Genomic DNA, 25,055 nt, shown 5'->3' on the forward strand with positions numbered 1-25,055 from the left:
GTGCACGAGCCGATGAAGACCTTGTCGATGCGGATGTCGCCTATCGCCTTGTTCGGCTCCAGCGCCATGTACTGCAGCGCCCTCTCGATGGCGCCGCGCTTGACGCTGTCCTTCTCCTTGTCGGGATCCGGCACGCGGTCATCGATCGAAAGCACCATCTCCGGCGAAGTGCCCCAGGTGACCTGCGGCTTGAGTTGCGCGGCGTCGATCTCGACCACGTGGTCGAAATGCGCGCCCGGCTCGGAATGCAGCGTGCGCCAGTAGGCGACGGCCTGCTCCCACTCCACTCCCTTGGGCGAGAACGTGCGGCCCTTCACGTACTCGATGGTGGTGTCGTCCTCTCCCACCAGGCCGGCACGCGCCCCAGACTCGATGGCCATGTTGCACACCGTCATGCGGCCTTCCATGCTCAGAGCGCGGATGGCGGAGCCGGCGAACTCGATGGTGTAGCCCGTGCCGCCGGCCGTGCCGATCTTGCCGATGATCGCCAGCACCACGTCCTTGGCGCTGCAACCCGGGGGCAACTGGCCCTCGACCTTGACGAGCAGGTTCTTCGCCTTCTTGGCCAGCAGCGTCTGCGTGGCCAGCACATGCTCGACCTCGCTGGTGCCAATGCCATGCGCCAACGCGCCAAACGCGCCGTGCGTGCTGGTGTGGCTGTCGCCGCAGACCACCGTCATGCCCGGCAGCGTGGCGCCCTGCTCCGGGCCGATCACATGCACGATGCCCTGGCGCATGTCGCTCATCTTGAACTGCGTGATGCCGTAGCGGTCGCAGTTGGCGTCCAGCGTGTCAACCTGCAGCTTGGAGATCGGGTCGGCAATGCCTTGCGAGCGGTCTGTGGTCGGCACGTTGTGGTCGCTCACCGCCAGGTTGGCCGACAGCCGCCACACCGGCCGGCGCGCGATCTCCAGCCCCTCGAAAGCCTGCGGACTGGTGACTTCGTGCACCAGATGCCGGTCGATGTAGAGCGTGGCGGTGCCGTCTTCTTCGGTGTGGACGACGTGTTCGTCCCACAACTTGTCGTACAGGGTGCGTGCGGTGGTCATGGCGTCTGGCTTGTCAAGGCGGCTGGTGGCCGCAGGAGAAGGATTGTCGGGGATTCCGATCAGGGATTCAGCGGCAGGACCGGACTGCGGCGCGGGTCGGGCAACGCCGGCTCGGCTTCGGTGCCGGCCAGCGCTCGCAAGGCATCGGCAAAACGCTGCACCACTGTGGGCAGCACCGCTTGGTCACGCGCGGCCAGCAGGTAGCGGCGCTGCGCCCAGGGCTCGTCCAGCGCCCGCACTTCGATGGCGAACAGCTTGGCGAACCGGTGCGCCACGGCGGCTGGCAATACCGCTACACCCAGGCCGGCATCCACCAACTGGGCAATCGCGTCGAAGCCGCGCACCTGCAGCCGCGCGTTCAGCGTTCGGCCACGCTCCAGCGCGCGCTGCAGCATCAGTTCGTGCACCGAGGCGCCGATGTGCAGGCCGACGATGTCGAAATCCAGCAAGGCGTCGAACGGCAGCGGCGCGGGCCGGCTGGCCAGCGCATGGCCACGTGGCATCACCACCGCCAGCTCGCCGGTGCGATAAGGCCAGGCGCGCAGCCGTGGATCGATCAACGGCGGCGCGAAGATGCCGATGTCCGCCCTGCCCTCGGCCACGGCGGTCTGCACGTCCGCGCTGGTCAGGTCTTCCAGGCTGATGCGGATCTGCGGGTGCTCGCGGGAGAACGCGGCCAAGTCGGCCGGCAGGGCCTCGGCGATGGCACCGGCATTCGCAGCGATGCGCAAATGACCCTTGATGCCGCGGCTGAACTCCACCACCTCGCTCTCCAGCGCATGCAGCGAAGCGTGCAGGCTGCGAATATGGCGCACCAGCGCGCGGCCGGCCTCGGTGGTCTCCACGCCGCGAGCGCGGCGCTCGAACAGCTGCACGCCCAGCCGCGTCTCCAGGTCCTTCAGCCGCTTGCTGGCTGCCGCCAGCGCCAAGTGCTCACGCTCGGCCGCCCGCGTGATGTTGCGCGTCTCGGCAATGGCGAGCACCAGGTTGAGCGTGACCAGATCGAAGCGCATGCGGGGCGGCGGCTTGGAGCAGCGGAGCGGAAAGAAAGCAAGTGTGAAGGAAGCGAAGGCCGCTTGCACTGCCTCGTTTCACCCCGGTCGGGCGGACGAGACAACGGGGAGAGGCACCGGTAAGCGCCAAGCCGGCAACCGTCGCAGACTCGATGATGAACGAAGGCTTGGCGGCGCGCACACGGAGCTTGACTACTGAGGATTCGTGAAGAACGAACGGTAGCAGCATTCTTCGCCGTTCCTGCCGCGTTTGCCGGCCCCATTCCAACGTCAGGTTCCCCAGAAAAGCGGCCACCCGAAGGTGGCCGCTTTTCATGCTGCGAGCAGATGCCTGATCAGCTGTGCGCTGCTTCGAGGGCCGCGTTGAAGGTCTTGCTGGGGCACATCACGGCCTTCAGCTTTTCGGCGTCCGGCTGGTAGTAGCCGCCGATGTCGACCGGCTTGCCCTGCACCGCGGCCAGTTCGGCGACGATGGTGGGCTCGTTTTCGGTCAAGGTCTTGGCCAGCGGGCCGAAGTGGGCGGCCAGTTCCTTGTCGACGGACTGTACGGCCAGTTCCTGGGCCCAGTACATGGCCAGGTAGAACTGGCTGCCGCGGTTGTCCAGCTGGCCGGTCTTGGGCGACGGGTTCTTGTTGTTGTCCAGCAGCTTGCCGGTGGCCGCGTCCAGCGTCTTGGCCAGCAGCTTGGCCTTGGCGTTGCCGGTCTTCAGGCCCAAGTCTTCCAGGCTGACGGCCAGCGCCAGGAACTCGCCCAGCGAGTCCCAGCGCAGGTGATTTTCTTCCACCAGTTGCTGCACGTGCTTCGGGGCCGAGCCGCCGGCACCCGTCTCGTACATGCCGCCACCGGCCATCAGCGGCACGATGGACAGCATCTTGGCGCTGGTGCCCAGTTCCATGATGGGGAACAGGTCGGTCAGGTAGTCGCGCAGGATGTTGCCGGTGGCCGAGATGGTGTCCAGGCCGCGGATCACGCGCTCCAGCGTGAAGCGCATCGCGCGCACCTGCGACATGATCTGGATGTCCAGGCCGCTGGTGTCGTGGTCCTTCAGATAGGTGTTGACCTTCTTGATCAGCTCGGCTTCGTGCGGACGGTACGGGTCCAGCCAGAAGATGGTGGTCATGCCCGAATTGCGCGCGCGGTTGACGGCCAGCTTGACCCAGTCGCGGATCGGCGCGTCCTTGACCTGGCACATGCGCCAGATGTCGCCGGCTTCCACCGTCTGGCTCAGCAGCACTTCGCCGGTGGCGATGTCGACGATGTTGGCCACGCCGCCTTCGGCGACCTCGAAGGTCTTGTCGTGCGAGCCATACTCTTCGGCTTGCTGCGCCATCAGGCCCACGTTGGGCACTGTGCCCATGGTCTTCGGGTCGAAGTTGCCGTTGGTCTTGCAGAAGTTGATGACTTCCTGGTAGATGCGGGCAAAGGTCGATTCCGGGATCACCGCCTTGGTGTCCTTGGGCTTGCCATCGGCGCCCCACATCTTGCCGCCGATGCGGATCATCGCCGGCATCGAAGCGTCGACGATGACATCGTTGGGCGCGTGCAGGTTGGTAATGCCCTTGGCCGAATCGACCATCGCCAGCTCCGGGCGGTGCTCATGGCAGGCGTGCAGGTCGCGGATGATCTCTTCGCGCTTGGAGGTCGGCAGCGTGGCAATCTTGTCGTAGAGATTGACCATGCCGTTGTTGACGTTCACGCCCAGCTCGTCGAAGAGCTTGCCGTGCTTGGCGAAAGCTTCCTTGTAGAAGATGCGCACCGCGTGACCGAACACGATGGGGTGCGAGACCTTCATCATCGTGGCCTTGACGTGCAGCGACAACATCACGCCGGTCGCACGAGCATCTTCGAACTGCGTTTCGTAGAAGTCGCACAGCGCCTTCTTGCTCATGAACATGCTGTCGATGATCTCGCCTTCGAGCAGCGAGACCTTGGGCTTGAGCACGATGGTCTTGCCGCCCGCGGTGACCAGTTCCATCCGCACGTCGCGCGCCTTGTCCAGCGTCATCGACTTTTCGCCGTGGTAGAAGTCGCCGTGCGTCATGTGCGCCACGTGGCTGCGCGAAGCCATGCTCCATTCACCCATCGAGTGCGGGTGCTTGCGGGCGTAGTTCTTGACGGCGGCCGGGGCGCGGCGGTCCGAGTTGCCTTCACGCAGCACCGGGTTCACCGCGCTGCCCAGGCACTTCGCGTAGCGGGTGCGGATCTTCTTCTCGTCGTCGGTCTTCGGATCTTCCGGGAAGTCCGGCAGCGCGTAGCCCTTGGCCTGCAGCTCCTTGATCGCGCTGGTCAGCTGGTGCTGGGAAGCGCTGATGTTGGGCAGCTTGATGATGTTGGCATCGGGTTCCAGCGTCTTCTTGCCGAGCTCGGCCAGCGTGTTGGGCACGCGCTGGGCTTCGGTCAGGAACTCGGGGAACTCGCCCAGGATGCGCGCGGCGACCGAGATGTCGCTCGGTTCGACCAGGATGCCGGCCGGCTGCGTGAAGGTGCGAACGACCGGCAGGAAGGCGGCTGTCGCCAGCAGCGGCGCCTCATCGGTCAAGGTGTAGATGATGGTGGGCTGCGAAGTGCTCAAGGCGGTTTCCTGAGAGAGAGGGAGAGAACAGCGGCCGCGCCCGGCGCGACCACAAAAGCCAGTCCTGGATTTTGATTTGCCAGCCGGCGCCGTGGGATGCTTTTTTGAAGTTCGATACCACAATGCGAAATTTCCGCCGTAACCGGCCGAAATTTCTGGGCTCACGCCCGCTTAAGTCGGCCGCGAATCCGGCGCGCCAAGCAGGTCCCTGATTTGCTGCAGTGCACCAGGATCGTCCATCGTCGTCAGGTCGCCCGGGTCACGGCCTTCGCAAACCGCCTGCATCGCGCGGCGCAGCAGCTTGCCGCTGCGGGTCTTGGGCAACAGGCTGACAAAGCGCACCCGCGCCGGCCTGGCCACGGCGCCGAGCTGTTCTTCGACCTGCTTCGTGATCGCGCCTTCCAGCTTCAGCGCGTCGGCCGGCTCGGCCGCCAGCGCGGCGTCCTTCAGCACCACAAACGCCATCGCCACCTGGCCCTTCAGTGCATCGGCCACGCCAACCACCGCGACCTCGGACACCGCTGCATGGCTGCTGATGCTTTCCTCGATCTCACGCGTGCCGAGCCGGTGGCCCGCCACGTTGATCACATCGTCGGTGCGGCCGAGGATGAAGTAGTAGCCGTCTGCGTCGCGCAGGCCCCAGTCAAAGCTGCTGTACAGCGCCCTGCCCGGCACGCTGGACCAATAGGTCTTCACATAACGCTCGTCGTCGCCCCAGACCGTCTGCAGGCAGCCCGGTGGCAGCGGCCCCTGCACGGCGATCACGCCCTTGCGGTTCGGCTCGGTGATCTCCTCGCCGCTGTTCTCGTCGACCAGCCGCACATCAAAGCCGTAGACCGCGCGGCCCGGCGAGCCGTAGCGCGTCGGCGCCAGCTCCACACCGTTGCAGATGGCCAGGATCGGCCAGCCGGTCTCCGTCTGCCAGTAGTTGTCGATCACCGGCTTGCCGATGGCCCCGGACATCCAGGTCGCCGTCGGCTCGTCCAGCGGCTCGCCGGCCAGGAACAGCGCTTTCAGGCTGGACAGGTCATGCCGCGTCAGGCAGGCCGGATCCTGCTTCTTCAGCACCCGCGCGGCCGTGGGCGCGCTGAACATCACATTGACCTTGTACTGCTCGACGATGCGCCACCACACTGCCGCGTCCGGCCGCGTCGGAAGCCCCTCGTACATGACGGTTGCCATGCCGTTGAGCAGCGGCCCGTAGACGATGTAGCTGTGGCCCACCACCCAGCCGATGTCGCTGGTGGAGAAGAAGGTCTCGCCCGGCTGCGCCATGTAGATGTGGCGCATGCTGGCCGCCAACGCCACCGCATGGCCGCCGGTGTCGCGTTGCACGCCCTTGGGCCTGCCGGTCGTGCCGCTGGTGTAGAGGATGTAGCTGGGGTGCGCACTGTCCACCCATTCGCAGGGCACCACGGCGTCCATCTGGGCGGCGCGCTCGGTCGCGAAGTCCAGGTCGCGGCCGGCCACGCGGGCAAAGTCCACCAGCCCCCGGTCCACCATCAGGACTTTGGCCGGCTTGTGCGCGGCGAGTTCGATCGCCTCGTCCAGCAGCGGCTTGTAAGCCACGACCTTGCCGCCGCGCATGCCGGCATCGGCACTGACGACCAGCACCGGTTGCGCATCGTCGATGCGGCTGGCCAGCGCGTGGCTGGCAAAGCCGCCGAACACCACCGAATGGATCGCACCAACGCGCACGCAGGCCAGCATCGCAAACGCCGCCTCGGCGACCATTGGCATGTAGACCAGCACCCGGTCGCCGCGGCCCACGCCCTGCGCCTTCAGGATGGCGGCAAAGCGCTGCACCTCCGCATGCAGCTCGCGAAAGCTGTAGGTCTTTTCCACGCCGGTTTCGCTGGAGACAAAGATCAGCGCCGCCTGGTCCGCCCGCTCGCGCAGGTGGCGGTCCACTGCGTTGTGGCAGAGATTGGTCAGTCCACCGGCAAACCACTTCGGGAAGCGGGGATCTGCTGCATCGCAAACCTGGTCAAACGGCCGCTGCCAATCGATCAGCGCAGCCTGCTCGGCCCAGAAACCGTCGCGCTCGTCGAGCGAGCGGCGGTAGAAGTCGGTGTACGACGGCATCTGCTTTGTCTCCTGTTGGCTTTGGCTCTTGACGGCACCGGGCAAGGTTAGCAACCCCGCCTGACGCCCGCCTGAAACCAGCGCGGCAAGCCGCGCCTGTCGCGCTCATTCGCCATGTTTGAGCTTGGACAACCCATGAAGACCCACAAGTGTGGGGGGACCATGACATGCGTCACGGAATTGACGCTGCGCAAACCTATCTTTCGCATATCGCGGCGCACAGAAGTAGCAAACAGGCCGCGTGAAGCGCCGCGGCCACCGCCCGGCTGACCGCAGGGAGACATGCACCGCGCCGCCCGCGTGGCTTCGCAGCGCCGCAGTGCGCCAGCCTTCCTGCACGCCGAACCGTGTTTGGAACCACTAGGCCCGCGCCGCCATGCCGAAGATTGCCCCCCTCTCACCGCGACACCTGCTCACCCCGCCGAGCCAGGCCGTGGGTGGCCCGCGATGAACGGCCCGATGCTGGGGCTGCTCAGCGCCGCCGCCCTGGAAATGCGCCCTCGGCCGCCGCGCAGCCAGGCGCCCCGGCACGCACAAGACGCTCCGCATGACTCGCCTTACCGCGGCTATGTGGAAGCGCTGGACCTCATGCGCGGCCTGGTCGGCTGGGCCGCCCATCAAAGCGGCAGCGAGCTGCCGACGGTCACGCTGTGGTGCGACGACCGGCCGCTGGCCGAGACCACGCTGCAGGGCACACGGTCCGACATCTGGCTGGGCAGCAAGCGCGACATGCCCACCTCGTTCGCCTTCGACACCGACGAACTGCTGCGCATTGCCACGCTGACCGACATCAGCCCGCTGGCCAGCCTGCACGTGCGCTGCAACGACCGCGAGGAAGACCTGCCCACCGCGCTGGAGTGGACCTTCGGCGACCTGCAACTGCTGCGCAGCGCCACCGAACGCAGCGACTTCATCGAAGGCGAGCCCGGCCCGCTCGCACCCGAGCTGCGGCGCCTGGCGCGCAAGTCCTATGCTTCGCTGGCTCAGCCACTGCGCCAGGACCCGCAGCGCCAGAGCGGCGTGATCGAATTTGCGGCCCGACTGTCGGACACCCACCTGCTGGTGGGCGGCTGGATGCGCGCCTGCCAGCCCACGCTGTGCGCCATGGTCGTGCTCAGCGAAGGCCACAAGCGCCCGGCCGCGCTGGGCGTGGTCGCCGCGCCGCGGCCTGACCTGCCCGAAGACGCCTGGGCCTTCGCCGGCGTGCTGCACGTGGCCGACGGGCTGGACCTGGCCCAGTTGCAGCACCCCGCACAAATCGCCTTTGCCGGCCAGGCGCAGGAATGGCTTTGCGCCGTGCAACCACTGCGCAAGCCCCGGCTGGCCGAGGCCCTGGGCGAGGCCGAGGCGCTGATCGCCCGCGCAGGCGCCGCCCAGACCGAGCGCGGCCGCGAGCTGCTGGCGCTGATGCGCGCCTGCCTGCCCTGGACGCCGGTGGCCCAGCGCTTCGACACGCTGGGCATCAAGATCGGCATCGACCACTGCCTGGTGATCCCGAACTTCGGCATCGTGCTCTCGGGCTGGCTGCTGCACCCGATGAGCCACCCGAGCATGGTGAGGGCCCGGCTCGGGCAGGCACTGTACGAGCTGGAACCCGGCACGCTGGCCTTCACCCCGCGCAAGGATCTGGCGGCCAGCTTCCCGACCATGGCCGACCGCACGGCCACCGCCGGCTTCAGCTGCGTGCTGCGCAGCGACTCCAAGCCCGACAACCTCGACACCTGGATGCTGCGCTTCGACTTCGAAGACCACAGCACCTGCCTGCACGAGCTGACGCTCGAAACCATCCGCTGTACCGACTACCAGCTGGACCTGGCCAGCATCAACGCCATCCTGCCCGGCATCGAATGCATGCCCTGGCTGGACGAGCTGGTGCACTCGGCCGCCTCGCTGTTGCGCCAGAGCCGCGACAAGCAGCTGACCTGGGTCAAGCGGCAGGCCATGCCCAAGGCCATCGTCTGCGTGCTGCCGCAGGCGCAGCAGCACCAGCTGCTGGTGCTGGAAGCGCTGGCCAGCTGCCTGCGCCGCATTGCCGCACCTGACCTGGGCCTGGTGATCCTGCTGCCCGCCACGATGGCGCCCGGCACCTGGGCCGGCTGGCTCAGCGAACTGCGTGCCAGCAGCCACCCGCGCATGCCGCTGGCCATCGCCCGGCTGGCCGCCGGCGCCGAAAGCTGGTCGCTGTTGCCGGACCTCCTGGCCACCTGCGCGGTGCGGCGCTTTGCCTTCCTTGGCCCTGCCGTGCTGCTCACACCCGCGGGCACCGAGGCCGTGCAAAACCACCTGCAGCAAGCCAGCAGCGAAATCGGCTACCTGGACATCGAATTCTTCAAGGGCAGCCAGGCTGAGACCGGCCACGAAAGCCAGGCCTTTGCCTGGCACACCGCCGGCTTCGAGGCGCACCGCGTCCAGGCCCCCACGCTGCTGCCCGGCTACTGGCGCACCAACGCGCTGCCCCGGCCGCCGGTGCGCCCGCGTGCTGCAGCGGTGCCGCATTGCCTGCGCCTGAGCCGGCCGACCAGCATGCCGCTGCACGACCGCGTCAACCAGCAGCTGATCGCGCGCTGGCAGCCGGATGTTGAGGCGCCCGGGGCCGCGCCATGATCATCGTCTTCTCGCACGCCCACCCGTCCATCAGCAAGGGCGGTGCCGAGGTCAGCGCGTACACGCTCTACAAAGGCCTGCTGGCCCTGGGCCAAAAGGCCGCGTTCGTCGCGATGTGCCCGGAGGCGCAGCTGGCCAAGGTGCGTTTCGAGACGCCGGACGAACACACCATCGCCTACCAGCCAGCGCGCTACGACCACTACTTCCACCTCGCCGAGCCCAGCCAGGTCGGCGCCATGGCCGAGCTGGTCCAGGCGCTGCAGCCCAGCGCGATGGTCTTCCACCACTTCCTGTTCATCGGCATCAACACCGTGCGCCGGCTGGCCGAACGCTTCGCGGTGCCCTCTGTGCTGGTGCTGCATGAATTCCTCGCCATCTGCCACCACCACGGGCAGATGGTCACCCGGCCAAAGAAGAAGCTCTGCACCAGTGCCGGCGCCGTGCACTGCGCCGGCTGCTTTCCCGAGCACGACGCCGAGGAATTCAACGTGCGCAAGCAGTCCTTCCTCTCGGCCATGATGCTGATGACCCGGCTGGTCTCGCCCAGCCACTTCCTCGCCAGCCGCTTCATCGAATGGGGCATCCCGAAGCGGCAGCTGGCCGTCATCGAGAACGGCCTGGCCGGCTACGTGCCACCGCCGCCCACGGCTGACAAGCCACCCCCGCTTCGCGCCGCCAGCGGCCTGCCGTGGCAGCGCAGCGAAGCCGCACCCCGCGCCGTCCAGACGGTGTTCGGCTACTTCGGCCAGATCAACCCCTTCAAGGGCATTGACCAGATCCTCGACGCGCTGGACCTGCTGCCCGCCAGCGTGGCCGGCGCCGCCACCATCCGCGTGCGCATCCACGGCAACGTGGTCGGCGTGACCGAGGAATTCCAGAAGCGCTTCGAAGACGCCCAGGCGAAAGACCCTCGCATCGAATACGTCGGCCCCTACAACAACCAGGACGTGCACCAGCTGATGCAGGCCTGCGACTACATCGTGATGGCCAGCAAGTGGTGGGAGAACTCGCCGGTGGTCATCCAGGAGGCCTACGCCGCCGAGCGCCCCGTCATCGTGCCCGGCCTGGGCGGCATGGCCGAGAAGGTCACCGAAGGCGTGAGCGGCCACCACTTCAAGCCCAACGACCCGGAGGACCTGGCCCGCGTGCTGCTGAAGTGCGCCAGCCGCCCCGGCGCGCGCAAGAAGATGCAACTCCCCCGCCCGCTCACGGCCGCACAGATGGCCAAGCGCTACCTCGTGGCCGCCGGCCTGGGGCCGACCGATGGTCCGCATGCGAACAAGCCGGGACAGCCGCGGCCGCAGGCCGAAGGCATCCATTGAGACGACCGACATACAGCCACAGAACTCCGGAGCACCCCATGAACATCAAGCAAGCCAGCGAGAAGATTGCCCAGACCAACCCGGTGATCTCGGCCACTGCTGCTGCCATCGTCATCCGTGCCTTCGTGGCCCAGCTGCGCGACGAAATGGAAGCGACCACCAGTGGCTCAGTCGCAGTGCCCGGCCTGGGCCAGTTCCGCATCACCGAAGTGACGCAGGGCGACCAGGTCACCCGCCGCGTGATGCTGGTCGCGCCCAAGGTCCAGCCCGAGACCACATCAGCCGCATGAAAAAGCTGTTCCTGCACATCGGCGTCGAGAAGACCGGCACCACCTCCATCCAGACTTATCTCGCGAGGAACCGGGACGTCTTGCGCGCTCGCGGCGTGCTCTATCCCACTGCGCCGGGCGCCCAGAACCACATCGGCCTGGCGGTGCTGGCGTGCAACCGCCGCCAACGCGTGCAGGACCTGCTGATCGGCCTCGGCATCGAATCTGACACGGACTGGGACGCCTATCGCGAACGGCTGTGCGAGCAATTGCAGGCCTCTTCAGCCCAAGCCGACGTGGACAAGATCGTGCTGTCCAACGAGCACATGTCCTCGCGGCTGATCGAGGCCGGTGAACTGCAAGCCCTGCGCGAGGCCCTGCTGCCGCTGGCCGATGAGATTCAGGTCATTCTTTATGCCCGCCGGCAGGACGAGGTCATCCTCAGCGACTATTCGACGCAGGTGCGCTCTGGTGTTTGCGAGCCCTTCCGCTACCTGCCTTACTACCGGCGCAAGTACAGCTACTACGAGCTGGCCAAGCTGTGGGCGGGGGTCTTCGGCGAGTCGGCCATGCACTGCCGCGTGTTCGATCCGCAGCACTTCGTGGAAGGCAACCTGCTGACCGACTTCATGGCCGCGATCGAAGTCCCGGCCGACGGCAGTTTCATTTCCGGCTCGCGCGAGAACGAGAGCCTCAGCGCACGCGCGCTGGAATACCTGCGCATGCTGAACCAGCACCTGCCGGCCGTCGTCGACGGCAGGGCCAACGTCGAACGCGGCCCGCTGGCGCACGCGGTGAGCCGCATCCCCGGCGAGCGCGCCCGTCTGGACGGCATGACGGCGGCCGGCATCCTGTCCCTCTTCGCCGACAGCAACGCCCGCTTCGCCCACAACTACCTCCATGGCAGCGCCGATCCTTTCAGCGCCTGTCCGGACCCGACCGTGCGCGGCAACCTGGCAGCGCTCAGCGCGGCCGACAGCGTGGAGCTTTCCGCCTGGCTGTGGCGCGCCAGCAGCCAATGGCGCGCGGCCGGATGACAGCCATTCGCGGCCCTCGCGATGCGCTGCGGCCGCCGCCCCTTTTCTGCAGTACCCGCTGCGGCGCCACCGGCCGGTGCGGTAGCCAACTCTCCATTGAACACAGGGAACGAACAATATGCTGAAGGGCTTCATTGAGCAGATCTCCGAGACCGCGATTTCGGGCTGGGTCTACTGCGCCAATTTCAACGTCGCCGGCCATCGCCTGCTGGCCTTCGACCGGGACCAGTGCATTGGCGCCGGCCACATCGACATCCACCGCCCCGACCTGGAAGCCGCTGGCATGGGCCAAGGCCCGCAAGGCTTCAAGATCACCTGCGCGCCCGGCGCCTTGAAGCGCAATGCCAGGCTCAGCGTGCGCCTGGACAACTCCGACTTCGCGCTGCTGCCCCTCGCCGCGCTGAAAGGCGGCGAACCACGCGAGGTGACCGCCGGCCTGTTCAGTGCCACCGAAGCCCGACGCGTCGAATGGATGGCGCGCCAGGGCTGGCTCTCGCAAGACCAATTTCTCGCACTGCTCGCACTCAATGGCCTGGGCGCCTACCAGCGCACCTTCTCTCGCAGCGAGCTCGGCGACCTGCCGCTGGCGCGTAAGGCCGCGGACCTGTACCTGGAAATCATGTGCCTGCTGTTTCGCAGCGAATTCGGCGCCGCGCAGCTTCAGTCGCACGCGCTGACATCGCGCGACCTGTCGCAGCTGGACTTCCTCCTCATCGGCGGCGAACACGGCTTTGTCGGCCTGTTCGGCGGCGAGCTGACGGCCGAGGTGGCCGAGGGCGCCCACATGCCAGGCGGGGACGGCAGCGACGCGGCTGCGGCACCAGTCAGCTACCGCTGCGCACCGCATCAGCTGCTGCTGGTACACGCCAGTTGCCTGCGCTCGCTGTCTCTGGCCAAGGACAGCGGCGTGCAGGTGGTTGCGATGAACGCCGTATGAAGCTGATCCTGCACATCGGCCCCGGGCAAGCCACTGCCAGCGCCCTGCAGGCCTCGCTGAAAGCCAACGCCCGCACGCTGGCCACACATGGCGTGCTGTACCTGGGCCAGATGCTCGAACACGCGCCCGCGCAGTTGTTCGACTGGCAGCGCCCGGACGGCCACTAAGCCTTTTTCGCGCTGCCGCGCGCCGAGGCCGAAGCCCAGTTCAACCGGCTGTGGCAAGGCACGCTGCGCCGCACCGGCCAGGCGGGAGTGCACACGCTGATATGGAGCAACCCCGGATTGTTCAACCGATCCGAGCCGCTGCTCGCGCCGCTGCAGCGCGCCCGTGCGCAAGGCCTGGACTTGATGGTCCTGGCCCACGTGCAGTCGCACGCCGCCTGGGCACGCGAGGCCTACGTCGAGTGGGCGCTGCAGCACAAGCACTACCCGGGCCGCTTGCGCAGCTTCGAACAGTGGGCCGAACAGCGCATGCCCCTGTTCGCCCCCGCATTGGCACGTCACGACCGGGCCTTTCCTGGCTGCCTGACCGTGCGCAATGCTGATGCATGTGACGACCCGGTGCAAGACGTCTGGCAACTCGCGGGCCTCGCCGACTTGCCGTTTGAACGCGCCGCCGCGATCCGAGCGCAGGCGGGCACCGAGCTGTTCCTGCGTGCGCTGTTCAACGACCGCCCGGAGCGCGACGCTTCGCCAGCGGCCTTCGCCGAAGCCATCGGCCGGATGCTGCCGCAAGCGGTGTCGCCCACGGCCTTCCTGCAGGCGCTCTACCCCGGCCCGCAAGACATCGACCATGTCGTGCGCGATGCCGAAGGCGACCGGCTCGCGGTGGACACGATGCTGGTGCAACAAGGCCAGCCGCCACTGTTCACCGGCGCCACGCCGCCCAAGTCGCCCAGCATCGACGAGGATCTGCTGCTGGGTGCGCTGGCGCAGCTGTGCATTGCCAACGCCAGGCGGCTCGAGGCACTGGAGGTCGCGCACCGCCAGCCGTCCACGGGTGCCACGGCGCGCTGAACGGTCGCGACACGCCATGACCCGCTCGCCTGTCCGCCTGATCCTGCACGCCGGTTGCGGCAAGACCGGCACCACCTCGATCCAGGCAACACTGGCGCAGGCGCGCCCGGCGCTGGAGGCGCAAGGCGTCTGGTATCTCGGCCTGACGCTGGAGCATGCGCCCGTCGTGCACCATGCCTGGCAACAGTTCGGCGGCCCGCCTCGCCTGAATGCGCTGCCGCATGCCCAGGCTGTCGACGAGATCCACGAGATCCTGTCGCTCACCGTGGATGCCGCCCTCGCGCGCGGCATCCACACACTGATCTGGAGCAGCGAATCGCTGATCGATCGGCCGGAAAAGGCGATTGCCGCGATCCAGCGGCTGGACCCGACGCAGGTCGACCGGCACGTGCTGATCTACGTGCGCCGCCATGACGCCTGGGCCGTCTCGGCCTATGTGCAATGGGGCATCCGCCACAAGACCTACCGCGGCCGGCTGCAGCACTTCGCGCTGTGGGTGGAACGTCGCGGCGGCGTGCGCTTCCACCAGAAGATCCAGCGTTTCGCTGAGGCCTTCCCGGACAAGCTCACGCTGCGCAATTTCGACCACGCCCACAACGCCGTGGCCGACTTCCTTGCCGTCTGCCGGATCGACGCCAGCGGCATCACCGAGTTGCGCGGCAACGTCACCGCCGACGACACCGAGCTGTACCTGCGCGCGCTGTTCAACGACCAGTGCCACGAACCGCAGTTCCCCATGGCCTTCAACAAGGTCATCGCACGCGCCATCAGGCACGACTCATCGCCCGACGCATTGCTGCATCACCTGCTGGGTGCCGACCCACTGCCCGCTGGCCATGAAGCCCAGGTCCAGGCGGACAGGCTCAGGGTCAACCGATGGCTCGCAGCCAGCCACAGCCCGCCGCTGGCCGAAACGGGCACCACGCCTGCGCCACCACGGGTCGACCGGCAGCGGCTGCTGCTCGCGCTGGCCGCGCTGGCGCTGGACCAAGGCGTGCGCATCCAGCAGCTCGAAGCCCGGTTGGCCGTGCCAGCTTGCGACCCCGCCGCCTGACCGCCTTCTTTCCTGCCGCCAGTCGCGGACGGCATCCATTCCGCGCCCCCCCGAGGAACCCCACCATGAAACCCGCAGAAATCGTTTCCCACCTCCGCCAGCACGACCCCAAGGTCCTGGGCGACGTGCCCGACAAGCGCGCCGAGCAGATCCTGCGCGCCGCCTTCTCGCTGATCCGTGAAAACGTGGCGGCCACCACCGAAGGCAATGTCAACGTGCCCACACTGGGCCGCTTCATGGCCCGCGAAGTGGTGCGCAAGGATGCCGGCGAGGACGCGCCCAAGGTCAAGCGCGTGGTGTTCTTCCCGGCCAAGCCACTGGAGAAGAACGTTGCCCCCCTGTTGGTGAATACTTCAACAGCCTGAGACCGCCTACCTTTGCGGGTGAGTCCCGCAACGCGGCCAAACACACACGCCGCATCCCAATCGGGCATTCCGACGTTGAAATTGCAGCAACCTGAAGCTGTTTTCGCCTGAATCATTTGGAGCATCGACGATGCGGCGGACAAACAACCCTCCGAAGCACATCACCACAGTAGCCGCCTTTATGGCGTTAACAATCCCGCTGCTTACATCCCAAATCGCTTATGCGCTGGCTGATACAGGTCGAGGTTGCCCGTATGTCAACCCGCTGCCGACGCAGAATTCGCCGGTCATCCTCGACGTTTCGAGCCGGTTTTCCACACCAGCATGGGGACCGGTGGACCGACCAGCGCTCCAGCAAGCCATCGCATGCGCGAAGACGGCGCTAGGCAGCACTTGGCCCGGTGCCGGCAACACCGTAGTCGTGCAACTGCCATCTGGATCGGTGGATCTTTCGACTGCAGTGCGAGATCCGTCAGGCGCGCTTCTAACGGGGTCTATCGACCTATCGGGCCTGAACTGCCCCAGCTTCACCGCTGCAAATTGCGGTGTGCCGCCGTCAGCGGGGGTTTCCCCATCTGCCAACCTATTTGTGCTTCAAGGCGCAGGTGATGGCTCGACAGTAGTCACATTTACGCAAGATCAGATACGCACATTGAAGAGATTCCAGGAATTTTTCTTCGCAACTCGATCAACGTTTCAGTGAAACAAATCACATTCACCTATCCCCACCCTACTGTTACACAGGGGCAAATAAAGCGCATTGACAATGTTTCAGCGGACATCGCCATTGAGCCCGGATATCCCGATCCCTCAATTATAGCCGATCCCGTTAATTTCCCTACGCAAGGCCGATACCTGCATCGTTATCAGCAGGAATTGGACCCGGTGACCGGACACCTCTCCTGCAAATTCGCGCCCGATGCTGTCGACGCAAATGAGGCGTTAGTATTGACCCAAATTCCTTATCAGGCTAACGGAATTTCGCAAACAACCCAAGGGTGGTGGCATGTAGATTTCGGCACAACGTACTCCGCAGTACGCCCCCCGCCACTGAAAGTCGGTGACTACGTGGGAATTAAATCCAAGGCGGGGGTCAACGCATATGATGTCCGCAATGCTGCATTTTTCAGGTTTGATAGCGTCCTCTGGCGTCGCAAGTCACGGGGAGTTTTTGGTGGTACAAACAACGGCGGCGCCCATGCGCCGACTCAAATCACTGTCACTCGCAGTTCAATTGCCTTAGAGGATATGCCAGGCTTGGCATCGCCTTGTTTGTCAACGCCAGACGGCGGCCCTCAATTCGGCGGCACTACCGGATTCCCGTCCTCGGGACATATTGTGACGGACAATACTTTTGCCTCCACGGGCGACGATGCGGTGGCGTTCTTCGATGCCACAAATACAGAGGTGAGCAGAAACATTTTAGCTGATGCCTATTCAAATCGAGCTGTATTTTTCCGCTTTTCCGCGACAACTGCACCCGCCATATCACCAACCCAAGGCGGTGCTGGATTCACAGTATGCACACCCGGAAACCAGTTGTTGCGCGACAGCTACTTCTGGAACGTGGGCGACGAGTCGAATATAAATACAAAAAAAATCGCTTGCCCGTGACGATGTGCATAACAGGATGGTCTACCAGTGTCAGCCAGGTGACCAGCGCCAGATAGTGAGGCGCCATGCAGGCGAAAATCGGATCCGAGCCACTGCAACCACAAAGCCAACCTGACTATCCTATGTAACTTCACCTGAGCTGAGCGCCTGCCGCGCCCGCGCCAGCATCTGCCCGGGCTCGATGTGCGTGGCCAGGCCTTCGCGGCGCAGGCGGTCCAGCGCGCGGTGGGCCAGCGTGTGGCTGCCGGCGGCGTGGCGGCTCTTGAACATGAAGAACTGGCCGTTGTCGCTGCGCCAGGTCAGCAGCGCGGTGGTCCAGCGGCCTTGCAGCATCAGCCGGCACAGCTGGCCGGCTTTCAGGCCTTGCAGCCAGGCCTCGCGTGCCGCCCTCGCGGCCTCCGCTTCTTCGGCCATGGCCATCGGCACGGTGGCGAGTTCGGCGTGGCCGTGCCACTCCTCGCGCGCGGTGTCGGTCCAGCCGCGCATGTTGGTCGGATCAAAAGCCGGTGGCGGCGGCTCGGGTTCGGGCTCCGGCGGCGGCTCTCCCTTGGCGGCCGCCAGCATCGCAGGTGTGATGACCAACGTCGGCGAATCGGCCGCCTCCGGGCTGCTGTGGGTCGCCGCCACCCCGCTCAGCACCGCGGCCAGGTCGGCCAGGTAGCCGTTCACCATGTGGCCCGGCAGGCCTGCGGCGTCCATGCCGTCTTCGGCGGCGTCCAGCAGGCGCTGGCGCGCCATCGGCGCGAGTGGCTGGCCGCGGCGCTGCTGCGAGGCTGCGGCCAGCAGGTCCGGCACCAGGTTCATCGCATGCAGCGTGGCCGGGGCCTGGGTGCCGTCGCGCGCCAGCACCCGGCTCAGCACCTGCACCCAGGGGCCGAGCAGGAACTGCTTGAGCACCGGAGGCAGCATCAGGGCCCGCAGCTGCTCGACCAATTGGCCGCGCACCGCCGGCTCCATTTCGCGGCGCCGCGCCTCGTGGTCCAGCGCCGATTCGAGCGCCTGCGGGCTGACGGCCGGCATCGGCGCGGGCAGGCTGTCGAGCTGCGCCAATGCGCTGTCGAAACTGGCGCCGGAGAGCGTGTCGCCGGCCGCCTCCAGCTGCACCAGCATCGGGTCCAGCTGGTCGGCCAGGCGCTGCATCTGCGGGTCGTCGGCCGACTGGACTTCGCTGAGGCCGGCAATGCGGTCCAGCAGGCGCCAGAACGGGTGATCGTCCTGCTGAAGCGCGGCCAGCTGCGCGGGTGCCAGCCGCGTCATCGGCGAATGCAGGCGCTGCCAGACGGTGTCCATTGCCGGGCCTGAGTGGCTTTGGCGGGACAGGATCTGCAGCAGCTCGCCAAGTTGCCGGGGCTGGGTCCCTGCCGTGTCGGCGCGGTCTTGCGCCGGGGACTGCGGGCTGGGCGCGGCAGCAGCCGTTTCGCCCCAGGCCAGGCCCGCACCGCTGGCCGAGCGGATCACCAGCGGCGCCGGCAAGACGCCCGCGTCACGCAGCAGCTGCAGGTGCTGCTCGAAGACCTGGGCCAGCTGCTTGGCCAGCAGCGGGCCGGCCAGCCGCATCGCCGTCAGCTGCTGCTGCGCGGTGAAATGCAAGGCCTTGAGCGCGCGGCCATAGGCCTCGGCGCAGACCTCGGGCGTCAGCGGGTAGGCGCTGCCGGGCAGGTGCATCGGCCGGCCCGGCAGGTTGCCGCACAGGCCACGCAGCTCGCGCAGGGTCCATTCCCCCGCCTGGTCGATCTGCCGTTCGATGCGCACCTGCTCGATGCCGGCCTCCACGTCGTGCTCCTCCATCAGGCTGAGCGTGCCGGCGTCTTCCATCAGGTGCAGCGGCCGGTCGTGGTTCAAGGGTGCCGGCTCGGCCAGCTCCTCGCGCATGCGCTCGGCCAGGCTGCGGGCAAAGGCTTCGCCGAGCTGCCGCGGCCGGCCGCGCAGCGCGCTGACCAGTTCGTTGACCTGCCCGCGCTGCCCGGCGCTTTGCCAGGCATCGCCCAGCGCCACCGTGGCGGCGTCGAGCAGGCGCTGCTCGACCTGCCCGGTCCAGCCCGGCAGGCCATCGAGGAGCTGTTGCAGGAAGGACGCGAAATCAAGGGAACTGGACATGCAAGGGCGCAAACGACGGCGACACGGCAGCGATACAGCAAGGCCCGGCACGGCTGGCCGGCTCTCGCCAAGCGGAACAAGTTTAGGCCCGCCCGGCCCGCAGCGATGCAACAAGCGGTCAAGCCGGTAGCGCGGGACGTGAACAGGTGGACAGGCGCCCGGCCCGCAGATCGTCGATTCCACCGGGTCTCCCTCGGCACCGGCTCGGCGCCCGCACCAGGGGCCGGTCGCCGAATGCGGCCAAACCGCTTGCCGGCTTTTGCCGCACCGCACGTGGCCAGCGTCATCGGCGCCGTGTTTCCCCGTCGCTGAAGCGTCCTATTCCGTCATCGGCACAGATCGCCGGCGGACCGGTCCTCCTAGCATGAACTCACGCAAACGACGGGTCTGCAGCCAGCGCAAAGCCAGCCACCCGCCGTCTGCCGGCCCATCCACCACAGGACCCGCGAGGTCCGAACGCACAGGAGTCGACATGGCATTTCCCACCTCCGTCAACGACCAGATCACCGATTCGGTCACCCAGGCCAACACCAAGGTGCTGGGCGATGCGCCCGCCATCGCGATGGGCAACCTGTTCCAGGCCACCGCCCAGGCGCTGGCCAACGCCGCGCACAACGCGACCAACGCCCAGCAGCAGAGCTACGTGACGGCCCAGTCGGCCACCACGATGGGCGTGGCCACGCTGTATTCGATCGACACCGCCACCACCGGCGTCGCCACCAAAAGCATCCTGAGCACCGGCGTCAAGGGCCTGGGTTCTTAACTCCTGAGGAATCGACATGGCCTTCCCTACCGCCGTCAACGACCAGATCACCGACTCCATCACCCAGGCCAACACCAAGGTCCTGGGCGACGCACCGGCGATCGCCATGGGCAACCTGTTCCAGGCCACCGCGCAAGCGCTGGCCAACGCAGCGCACAACGCCACCAACGCCCAGCAACAGAGCTACGTGACGGCGCAGTCGGCCACCACCATGGGCGTGGCCACGCTGTACGCGATCGACACCGCGAGCACCGGCGTGGCCACCAAGACCATCCTGGGCAGCTGAGCCCCGATCCCACCGCTAACGACAAGGAGCTGAGCACATGGCTTTTCCAACCGCCGTCAACAGCCAGATCACCGACTCCGTGACGCAGGCCAATGTCCAGGTGCTCGGAACCTCGCCAGCCATCGCGATGGGCAACCTGTACCAGGCCACTGCCCAGGCGCTGGCCAACGCGGCCCACAACGCCACGATGGCCCAGCAGCAGATGTACGTCACGGCGCAGGCCGCGACCACGATGGGCGTCACGCTGCTGTATTCGCTGGACACCGGCGCCACCGGCGCAGCCACCAAGAAGATCCTCGGCTGAGCCGGGCGACGCGCGGGCTGCGCTGAGGCGCCCCGTGTTCCCTCGCTGTTTCCAACCGTTCCCTCCCTCAACTGCAAGGAGCATTCACCATGGCATTTCCAACTGCCGTCAACAGCCAGATCACCGACTCCGTCTCGCAGGTCAACACCAAGGTGCTGGGCGACTCGCCTGCCATCGCGATGGGCAACCTGTTCGTGGCCACCAGCCAGGCGCTGTCCAACGCGGCGCACAACGCCACCAACAACCAGCAGCAGTCCTACGTGACCATGCAGGCCTCGACCACCCAGGGCGTGGCCACGCTGCTGGCGGTGGACACCGCGTCCACCGGCGTCGCCACGACCGAGATCCTCGGCCTGAAGTAAGGCTGGCAGCCCGGCCTGGTTCGCGCCCGGCCGGGCCCTGCAGCGGAGCCGCTGATTGCCACGCCCGTCGGCCGTCGTCAGCCTGAGTGGCGACATCGCCGCCGGCTCGCTGGCCGCCATTGGCCAGGCCCCCGCGCTGGCCATGGGCATGACCTATGTCGCGATGGCCGACAGCATCGGCCTGGCGATGGAAAACGCCGTGGCCAACCAGCAGCGCGGCCAGGTGCTGGCCGATGCCGCACTGGCCCAGGTCCTCGCATTGATCATCTACAAGGGAGCCGGTTCATGACCGACGACAGCAGCGTGAACAGCCAGATCGTCGACGCCGTCAGCAGCGTCGTCACGCTGGCCACTGGCCAGTCGCCCTCGCAGGCCCACGGCATGCTCGATGCCGTGCTGCTGGAAACGCTGGGCATGGCCATGTACAACGCGGTGAACCGCCAGCAGAGCGCCAGCATGATCGGCTCGGCCGCCGTCACCGCGGCCTGCGCCAGGATGCTTTCGGCGCCCTTCCCCAGCCCGCCGCCGGCGCCCGTGCCGCCTCCCGGGCCGCCACCGGTGGTGCTGCCACTGCCCGGCCCGCCGCCTGAGCCGCCGCCACCCGCGGTGGTGATCGCCGCCGCGCTGGCCGAGGGCCAGACCGCGATCCAGGTGCTGCAGGCCCAGGCCACCGATTCCTCGCAAGACGCCAGCACCGCACAGGCCGACCTGCAGCAACTCGCCCAGGCCGCCGCGGCGCCAGTGCCGGCCCCTGCGCCTCCGCCCGCACCGGCGCCTGCCCCCGCCCCGGTGCCACCCGCACCCGCACCTGCGCCGGAACCCGCCCCGGCCCCGCCCCCCAGCGGCAGCTGAAGCCGCTGAAGCGCCCCCGCCCACCCAGGAGCAGCCATGGATCCGACAAAGGTCAACGCCCAGGTCATCGACGTCATCAACCAGGTCCAGCTGGCCACGATGAGCCCGCAGGTCGTGATGACCAGCGGCGCCGGCAAGGCCTACCAGTCGGTGGCCCAGTCCACCGCCATCGCGGTGCAGGACGCGGCCGACGCGCTGCGCAACATCTCGACCATTGCGACCACCGCCGTCGGCGTGGCCATGGCCCAGCTGCTGGCCACCGGCGACACGAAGTACCAGACGGCCATCAGCGAGGCGCAGAAGCTGATGCAAAACGCCACCACCGACTTCAGCAACGTGGGCACCGCCGCGGCCAACGTGCTCAAGGGCTTCCCGGCGGGCTGAGCCAGCCGCTTGCACGCACAACGCAACAGGAGCCATCGCCATGTCCGTCTCCGTCGCCGGCCGGCCGGTCCAACAGCCAGGCTCGCTGTCCGACCTGGGCCGCCTCGCGCTGGCCTTTGTCGACGGTGGCCTGGAGTGGCTCGCCTGGGCCATTGCCAGCACCGCCGTGCGCTATGACTTCCCCGACGAAACCACCTTGCTGGCCCAGGTCCAGCTCGGCCTGCACGGCTCGCCGCTGGCGCTGCTGCCGGTGCTCACGCTGTTGGCCAGTCCGGTCAAGCTGATGTCGCTGGGCCTGGCCGACCTGCGCGTGCTGGCCAAGGCCGAAGGCGACGACGACAACGCGCTGCTCGCCACCCAGCTGCGCCGCGTCTGCACCGAACACCAGTTGCTGAACCAGGCCGAACTCACCGCGCCGCAGGCCTGGCTGGCCAAGCTGGGCGTGGACGGCGCGCCGGTCTTCCAGGCCATGGACTTCCTCGACCGCGTGGCCCTGGTGCGGCTGATGAACGACCCGCTGCTGGCCGCTGGCGACAACGCCGTCACCAGCGAGGCCGCCACATTTGCCGTGCAGCAGGCCCGCACGCCGCTCGAGTTTTGCGACTACCTCGGCTTCTACCAGGCGCTCGCCGCCCAGCCCGGCGCCCCGCAGAGTCCCGAACAGCGGGCCACGCAGGCCGAGGATGCCAAGAACACCCTGCTGCCGCTGTTCTTCGCCGCGCTGGACTGCCCACAAGTCAACGGCCTGCCCTCACCCGCCGAGGTCGGCCAGGCGGTCGGGTCCTGGCTCGCCAGCGGCAAGCAGGTCGGCTTCTCGCGCCTGTCCGAGGGCCTGATGCAGATCGTGCGCCACACCAAATTCCAGGGCGAAACCGGCGACGCCGCCCGCCGCCTGGTGGACACCTACCTCGCCTCCGCCCAGAGCCTGCTGGCCGCCACCCGCCCCCACCACGCCCGCATGGGCCAGGACGGCCACACCTGCCTCTACCGCCTGTCCTCAGGCGAACAGCAGGCCGAGCTGCTGCTCAGCGGCAACGGCGTGATCTCACTGCGCGAATTCGGCCTGCGCAGCGCGCCAACCGAGCCCCGCATCCCGCTGGCCCCCACTGAACCGGAGAACACGTGATGAACGACGACACCCTTCCGTCCAGCCCACCCGATACCGCTCAAGCGGCGCTCAACTTTGCGATGCGCGCCGCTGAAGACGCGGTACGCAACACACAGCAGCAAATCGCCGCGGCCATCGCAGCAACCGACGCCGCACTGCGCACGGCCTTGCAAGTGGCCACTGGTGCCACGGCCATGGCAACAACCATGGCCGAGACCGACGCCGCCCTGCGCGCCAGTGAAGCCAGCGTGTCCCAGGCGGTGCAGCAGACCGCGCCATCTGTCGGCGGGCCATGAGCCCGCGGGCCATTGCCTGCACCCGAGCTTCCATGGCAAGCGGAGACGAAAAATGAAGATCCTCAGAGAAGGAAATGGACAGATCACCTTCGTCTTGGACCAGCCAGGGCAGGTTCAAATCCATTTTGTGCGCGGTGCAGAACAGCTGCCGAACAACACGTATGGCTTCGAAATCGAGTTCTGCTCTCACGACAACCCCATTTTCACTTTCACCCATGTGGAAGTGATGAGCTTGGTGATCAATGGCTTTGGAAAGTGGCTGGTCGAATCAGACTCTGGCTCCGTTCTTGAACTTGTGACGGAACCTTTGATATTTGCAAAACCGGAAGATGCACACGCATTCAAGCTGGAACTCGGCCAGTTGCTGACAGAATCGGTGGATGTTCCAATGGAAAACCTCAGATTCATCTCTTTGGGTGATTGGAGAAATTACATTCGGAGCCGCCTCCAAAAACTTACCAACAACTACTTTCAACAAAGAAAGTTGTCAGTTTCGAATGAAACAATCAGCTTCTCTGAATACCAGATGAGCAGCTGGGAGAAGGTGAAATCCCAAATATCCATTGAAAACGTAGATGACGGCATCAACATTGCTGCGGCACGAGCCCGCCTCGCATCCAATGCAGGAGAAAAATGGGATCCGTTCATTGCCAGCACCATCTTATGCCGCAGCGAGAAGGATTGGGGGCGCGGCTATTCCTCTCAGGCCAATGTGCCCATGACGCTCGCCGGATATTTTCTATACTCGATCAGCAAAACACAACAAGCACGCGACCGTGAAGTTGAACTGCGCACCGGACCAATCGCACCCAGCACCTCGGATGCAAAAATCCAAAAAGACTTTGACACATGGTTCTGGCGCCGACTGATCTGGGAGGTTTTTGCCTGGCTGGGCGATGCCATCTTCGGCGATGGCGCGACCAACGTCGACGCGTCGCACTGGACGCTCGATAGGGCCAGGCAAATGGGGTTACTGTACGTGATGGTCAATAAAACCTTGACCGGCGCGATGGGCGCCCTCAGCGAACCGTATCAACTTCTTCTGCAAACCAAGGCATTCGAAAAGCAATCCACCCAAGTGCTCTGTTTCGACAATCCGGAGCAGGAAACCTCCGAACTGCCAGGAAGCGATGCCACCTGGTTGGAATATCACAGTTCAATGAAGGATTTGACTGGACTATGGTTCAAGGCATCGCTGGTGTCCGTCATTGGGGATGTGTTGAGCAACGCAACTGCCGAACAGGCCAGCAATTTCATTGCTGCCATCGTGCAGCGCCTGGTGCAACTTCCAGCCATTTGGTACAGCTGTTTCAGCCTGGGCAGCAAGCTGGAAAACGAGTTCTATTCCAACATTTCCCAAAAGCGGCCCAACATTTCCAGCGATTTGAACAGGGACTGGTCTCCCTTGGTCGGGCAGATCAAGGAGGTATGCGAAGCGCTGGCCGATTTTCTTCACAACTGGCGAATCAATTCCCTCACCCCTCAGCAACAGTCGTGGCAAACATTGCCGCCGCGCAGTGAGCGAAGGTTTCTGCACTACCGATCCGCACCGCCGTGGGAGGGCCGATACGACACCATGTACCCGCCCTTCGATCGATTCAAACCCGCTTTCACCTATCTTGTCGAGCACAGGTTTAATTGATTTCAAGGCCAGCCCGCTGA

At 66.3% G+C, this 25,055-nt stretch carries 25 protein-coding genes; 20 read left to right on the forward strand and 5 right to left on the reverse strand.

Going from position 1 to position 25,055, the window contains the following annotated elements:
• The 4 genes from ACAH41_RS14735 to ACAH41_RS14750 form a co-directional block, all read right to left on the reverse strand.
• Positions 1-1,049: 3-isopropylmalate dehydratase large subunit (locus ACAH41_RS14735; protein WP_370538347.1), on the reverse strand; the 1,049-nt coding region annotated here is incomplete at its 3' end.
• Positions 1,050-1,108: 59 nt separating this feature from the next.
• The gene (locus tag ACAH41_RS14740) at positions 1,109-2,062 is read right to left on the reverse strand and encodes a LysR substrate-binding domain-containing protein (protein ID WP_325654026.1); all 954 of its coding nucleotides are present in this window, start codon (positions 2,060-2,062) and stop codon (positions 1,109-1,111) included.
• Positions 2,063-2,397: 335 nt separating this feature from the next.
• Positions 2,398-4,635, reverse strand: coding sequence for an NADP-dependent isocitrate dehydrogenase (locus ACAH41_RS14745; RefSeq protein ID WP_325654028.1), 2,238 nt, complete (start codon positions 4,633-4,635; stop codon positions 2,398-2,400).
• Between the two features lie 171 nt (positions 4,636-4,806).
• Positions 4,807-6,720 (reverse strand): propionate--CoA ligase, encoded by a 1,914-nt coding sequence (locus ACAH41_RS14750; RefSeq protein ID WP_370538348.1) that lies wholly within the window; start codon positions 6,718-6,720, stop codon positions 4,807-4,809.
• 447 nt (positions 6,721-7,167) lie between these two features.
• On the opposite strand from ACAH41_RS14750, the gene ACAH41_RS14755 reads away from it, so the two are divergent.
• The 10 genes from ACAH41_RS14755 (at position 7,168) to ACAH41_RS14800 (ending at position 16,941) form a co-directional block, all read left to right on the forward strand.
• The gene (locus ACAH41_RS14755; protein ID WP_325654032.1) at positions 7,168-9,324 is read left to right on the forward strand and encodes a hypothetical protein; all 2,157 of its coding nucleotides are present in this window, start codon (positions 7,168-7,170) and stop codon (positions 9,322-9,324) included.
• Positions 9,321-10,646, forward strand: a complete 1,326-nt coding sequence (locus ACAH41_RS14760; protein ID WP_325654034.1) for a glycosyltransferase — start codon at positions 9,321-9,323, stop codon at positions 10,644-10,646. The genes ACAH41_RS14755 and ACAH41_RS14760 overlap by 4 nt, the downstream gene beginning before the upstream one ends.
• A gap of 38 nt (positions 10,647-10,684) precedes the next feature.
• The gene (locus ACAH41_RS14765; protein WP_325654036.1) at positions 10,685-10,936 is read left to right on the forward strand and encodes a hypothetical protein; all 252 of its coding nucleotides are present in this window, start codon (positions 10,685-10,687) and stop codon (positions 10,934-10,936) included.
• Positions 10,933-11,952: a hypothetical protein gene (locus ACAH41_RS14770; RefSeq protein ID WP_325654038.1), complete on the forward strand. Its 1,020-nt coding sequence runs from the start codon at positions 10,933-10,935 to the stop codon at positions 11,950-11,952. Before ACAH41_RS14765 ends, ACAH41_RS14770 begins: the two co-directional genes overlap by 4 nt.
• A gap of 118 nt (positions 11,953-12,070) precedes the next feature.
• Complete coding sequence (locus ACAH41_RS14775; protein ID WP_325654039.1) at positions 12,071-12,889, forward strand: hypothetical protein; 819 nt, start codon at positions 12,071-12,073, stop codon at positions 12,887-12,889.
• On the forward strand, positions 12,886-13,056 hold the full coding sequence (locus ACAH41_RS14780; RefSeq protein ID WP_325654040.1) for a hypothetical protein: 171 nt from the start codon (positions 12,886-12,888) through the stop codon (positions 13,054-13,056). The genes ACAH41_RS14775 and ACAH41_RS14780 overlap by 4 nt, the downstream gene beginning before the upstream one ends.
• 117 nt (positions 13,057-13,173) lie before the next feature.
• The gene (locus ACAH41_RS14785) at positions 13,174-13,908 is read left to right on the forward strand and encodes a hypothetical protein (protein WP_325654041.1); all 735 of its coding nucleotides are present in this window, start codon (positions 13,174-13,176) and stop codon (positions 13,906-13,908) included.
• Positions 13,909-13,924: 16 nt separating this feature from the next.
• Positions 13,925-14,962 carry a hypothetical protein gene (locus tag ACAH41_RS14790; protein WP_325654043.1) on the forward strand — a complete coding sequence of 346 codons (1,038 nt, stop codon included), beginning with the start codon at positions 13,925-13,927 and terminating at the stop codon, positions 14,960-14,962.
• 65 nt (positions 14,963-15,027) lie between these two features.
• Positions 15,028-15,327, forward strand: a complete 300-nt coding sequence (locus ACAH41_RS14795; RefSeq protein ID WP_325654044.1) for a hypothetical protein — start codon at positions 15,028-15,030, stop codon at positions 15,325-15,327.
• A 699-nt stretch (positions 15,328-16,026) separates the two neighbouring features.
• Positions 16,027-16,941 (forward strand): hypothetical protein, encoded by a 915-nt coding sequence (locus tag ACAH41_RS14800; protein ID WP_325654045.1) that lies wholly within the window; start codon positions 16,027-16,029, stop codon positions 16,939-16,941.
• Between the two features lie 120 nt (positions 16,942-17,061).
• Here the strand turns inward: ACAH41_RS14800 and ACAH41_RS14805 are convergent, their stop codons facing one another.
• The gene (locus tag ACAH41_RS14805; RefSeq protein WP_325654046.1) at positions 17,062-19,038 is read right to left on the reverse strand and encodes a DUF1631 family protein; all 1,977 of its coding nucleotides are present in this window, start codon (positions 19,036-19,038) and stop codon (positions 17,062-17,064) included.
• 472 nt (positions 19,039-19,510) lie between these two features.
• Here ACAH41_RS14805 and ACAH41_RS14810 point away from each other — a divergent pair, with 472 nt between their 5' ends.
• From ACAH41_RS14810 to ACAH41_RS14855, 10 genes are all read left to right on the forward strand, one after another.
• Positions 19,511-19,801 (forward strand): RebB family R body protein, encoded by a 291-nt coding sequence (locus ACAH41_RS14810; RefSeq protein WP_325654048.1) that lies wholly within the window; start codon positions 19,511-19,513, stop codon positions 19,799-19,801.
• 16 nt (positions 19,802-19,817) lie between these two features.
• Entirely contained in the window at positions 19,818-20,087 is a 270-nt protein-coding gene (locus ACAH41_RS14815) for a RebB family R body protein (protein WP_325654050.1), read from the forward strand.
• Positions 20,088-20,124: 37 nt separating this feature from the next.
• Entirely contained in the window at positions 20,125-20,391 is a 267-nt protein-coding gene (locus tag ACAH41_RS14820; protein WP_141291254.1) for a RebB family R body protein, read from the forward strand.
• An 89-nt stretch (positions 20,392-20,480) separates the two neighbouring features.
• Positions 20,481-20,753, forward strand: coding sequence for a RebB family R body protein (locus ACAH41_RS14825; RefSeq protein WP_141291256.1), 273 nt, complete (start codon positions 20,481-20,483; stop codon positions 20,751-20,753).
• A gap of 55 nt (positions 20,754-20,808) precedes the next feature.
• Entirely contained in the window at positions 20,809-21,042 is a 234-nt protein-coding gene (locus tag ACAH41_RS14830) for a RebB family R body protein (RefSeq protein WP_325654053.1), read from the forward strand.
• On the forward strand, positions 21,039-21,605 hold the full coding sequence (locus tag ACAH41_RS14835; protein ID WP_325654055.1) for a RebB family R body protein: 567 nt from the start codon (positions 21,039-21,041) through the stop codon (positions 21,603-21,605). The genes ACAH41_RS14830 and ACAH41_RS14835 overlap by 4 nt, the downstream gene beginning before the upstream one ends.
• A 36-nt stretch (positions 21,606-21,641) precedes the next feature.
• On the forward strand, positions 21,642-21,989 hold the full coding sequence (locus tag ACAH41_RS14840; RefSeq protein ID WP_325654056.1) for a hypothetical protein: 348 nt from the start codon (positions 21,642-21,644) through the stop codon (positions 21,987-21,989).
• A 40-nt stretch (positions 21,990-22,029) separates the two neighbouring features.
• The gene (locus ACAH41_RS14845) at positions 22,030-23,115 is read left to right on the forward strand and encodes a hypothetical protein (RefSeq protein WP_325654058.1); all 1,086 of its coding nucleotides are present in this window, start codon (positions 22,030-22,032) and stop codon (positions 23,113-23,115) included.
• Positions 23,115-23,393, forward strand: a complete 279-nt coding sequence (locus tag ACAH41_RS14850; protein WP_325654059.1) for a hypothetical protein — start codon at positions 23,115-23,117, stop codon at positions 23,391-23,393. Before ACAH41_RS14845 ends, ACAH41_RS14850 begins: the two co-directional genes overlap by 1 nt.
• 52 nt (positions 23,394-23,445) lie before the next feature.
• Complete coding sequence (locus ACAH41_RS14855) at positions 23,446-25,035, forward strand: hypothetical protein (protein ID WP_325654060.1); 1,590 nt, start codon at positions 23,446-23,448, stop codon at positions 25,033-25,035.
• The last annotated feature ends 20 nt before the right edge of the window (positions 25,036-25,055 follow it).

Source organism: Ideonella sp. (assembly GCF_041287625.1).
In the GTDB taxonomy this organism is placed as follows: domain Bacteria; phylum Pseudomonadota; class Gammaproteobacteria; order Burkholderiales; family Burkholderiaceae_C; genus Ideonella.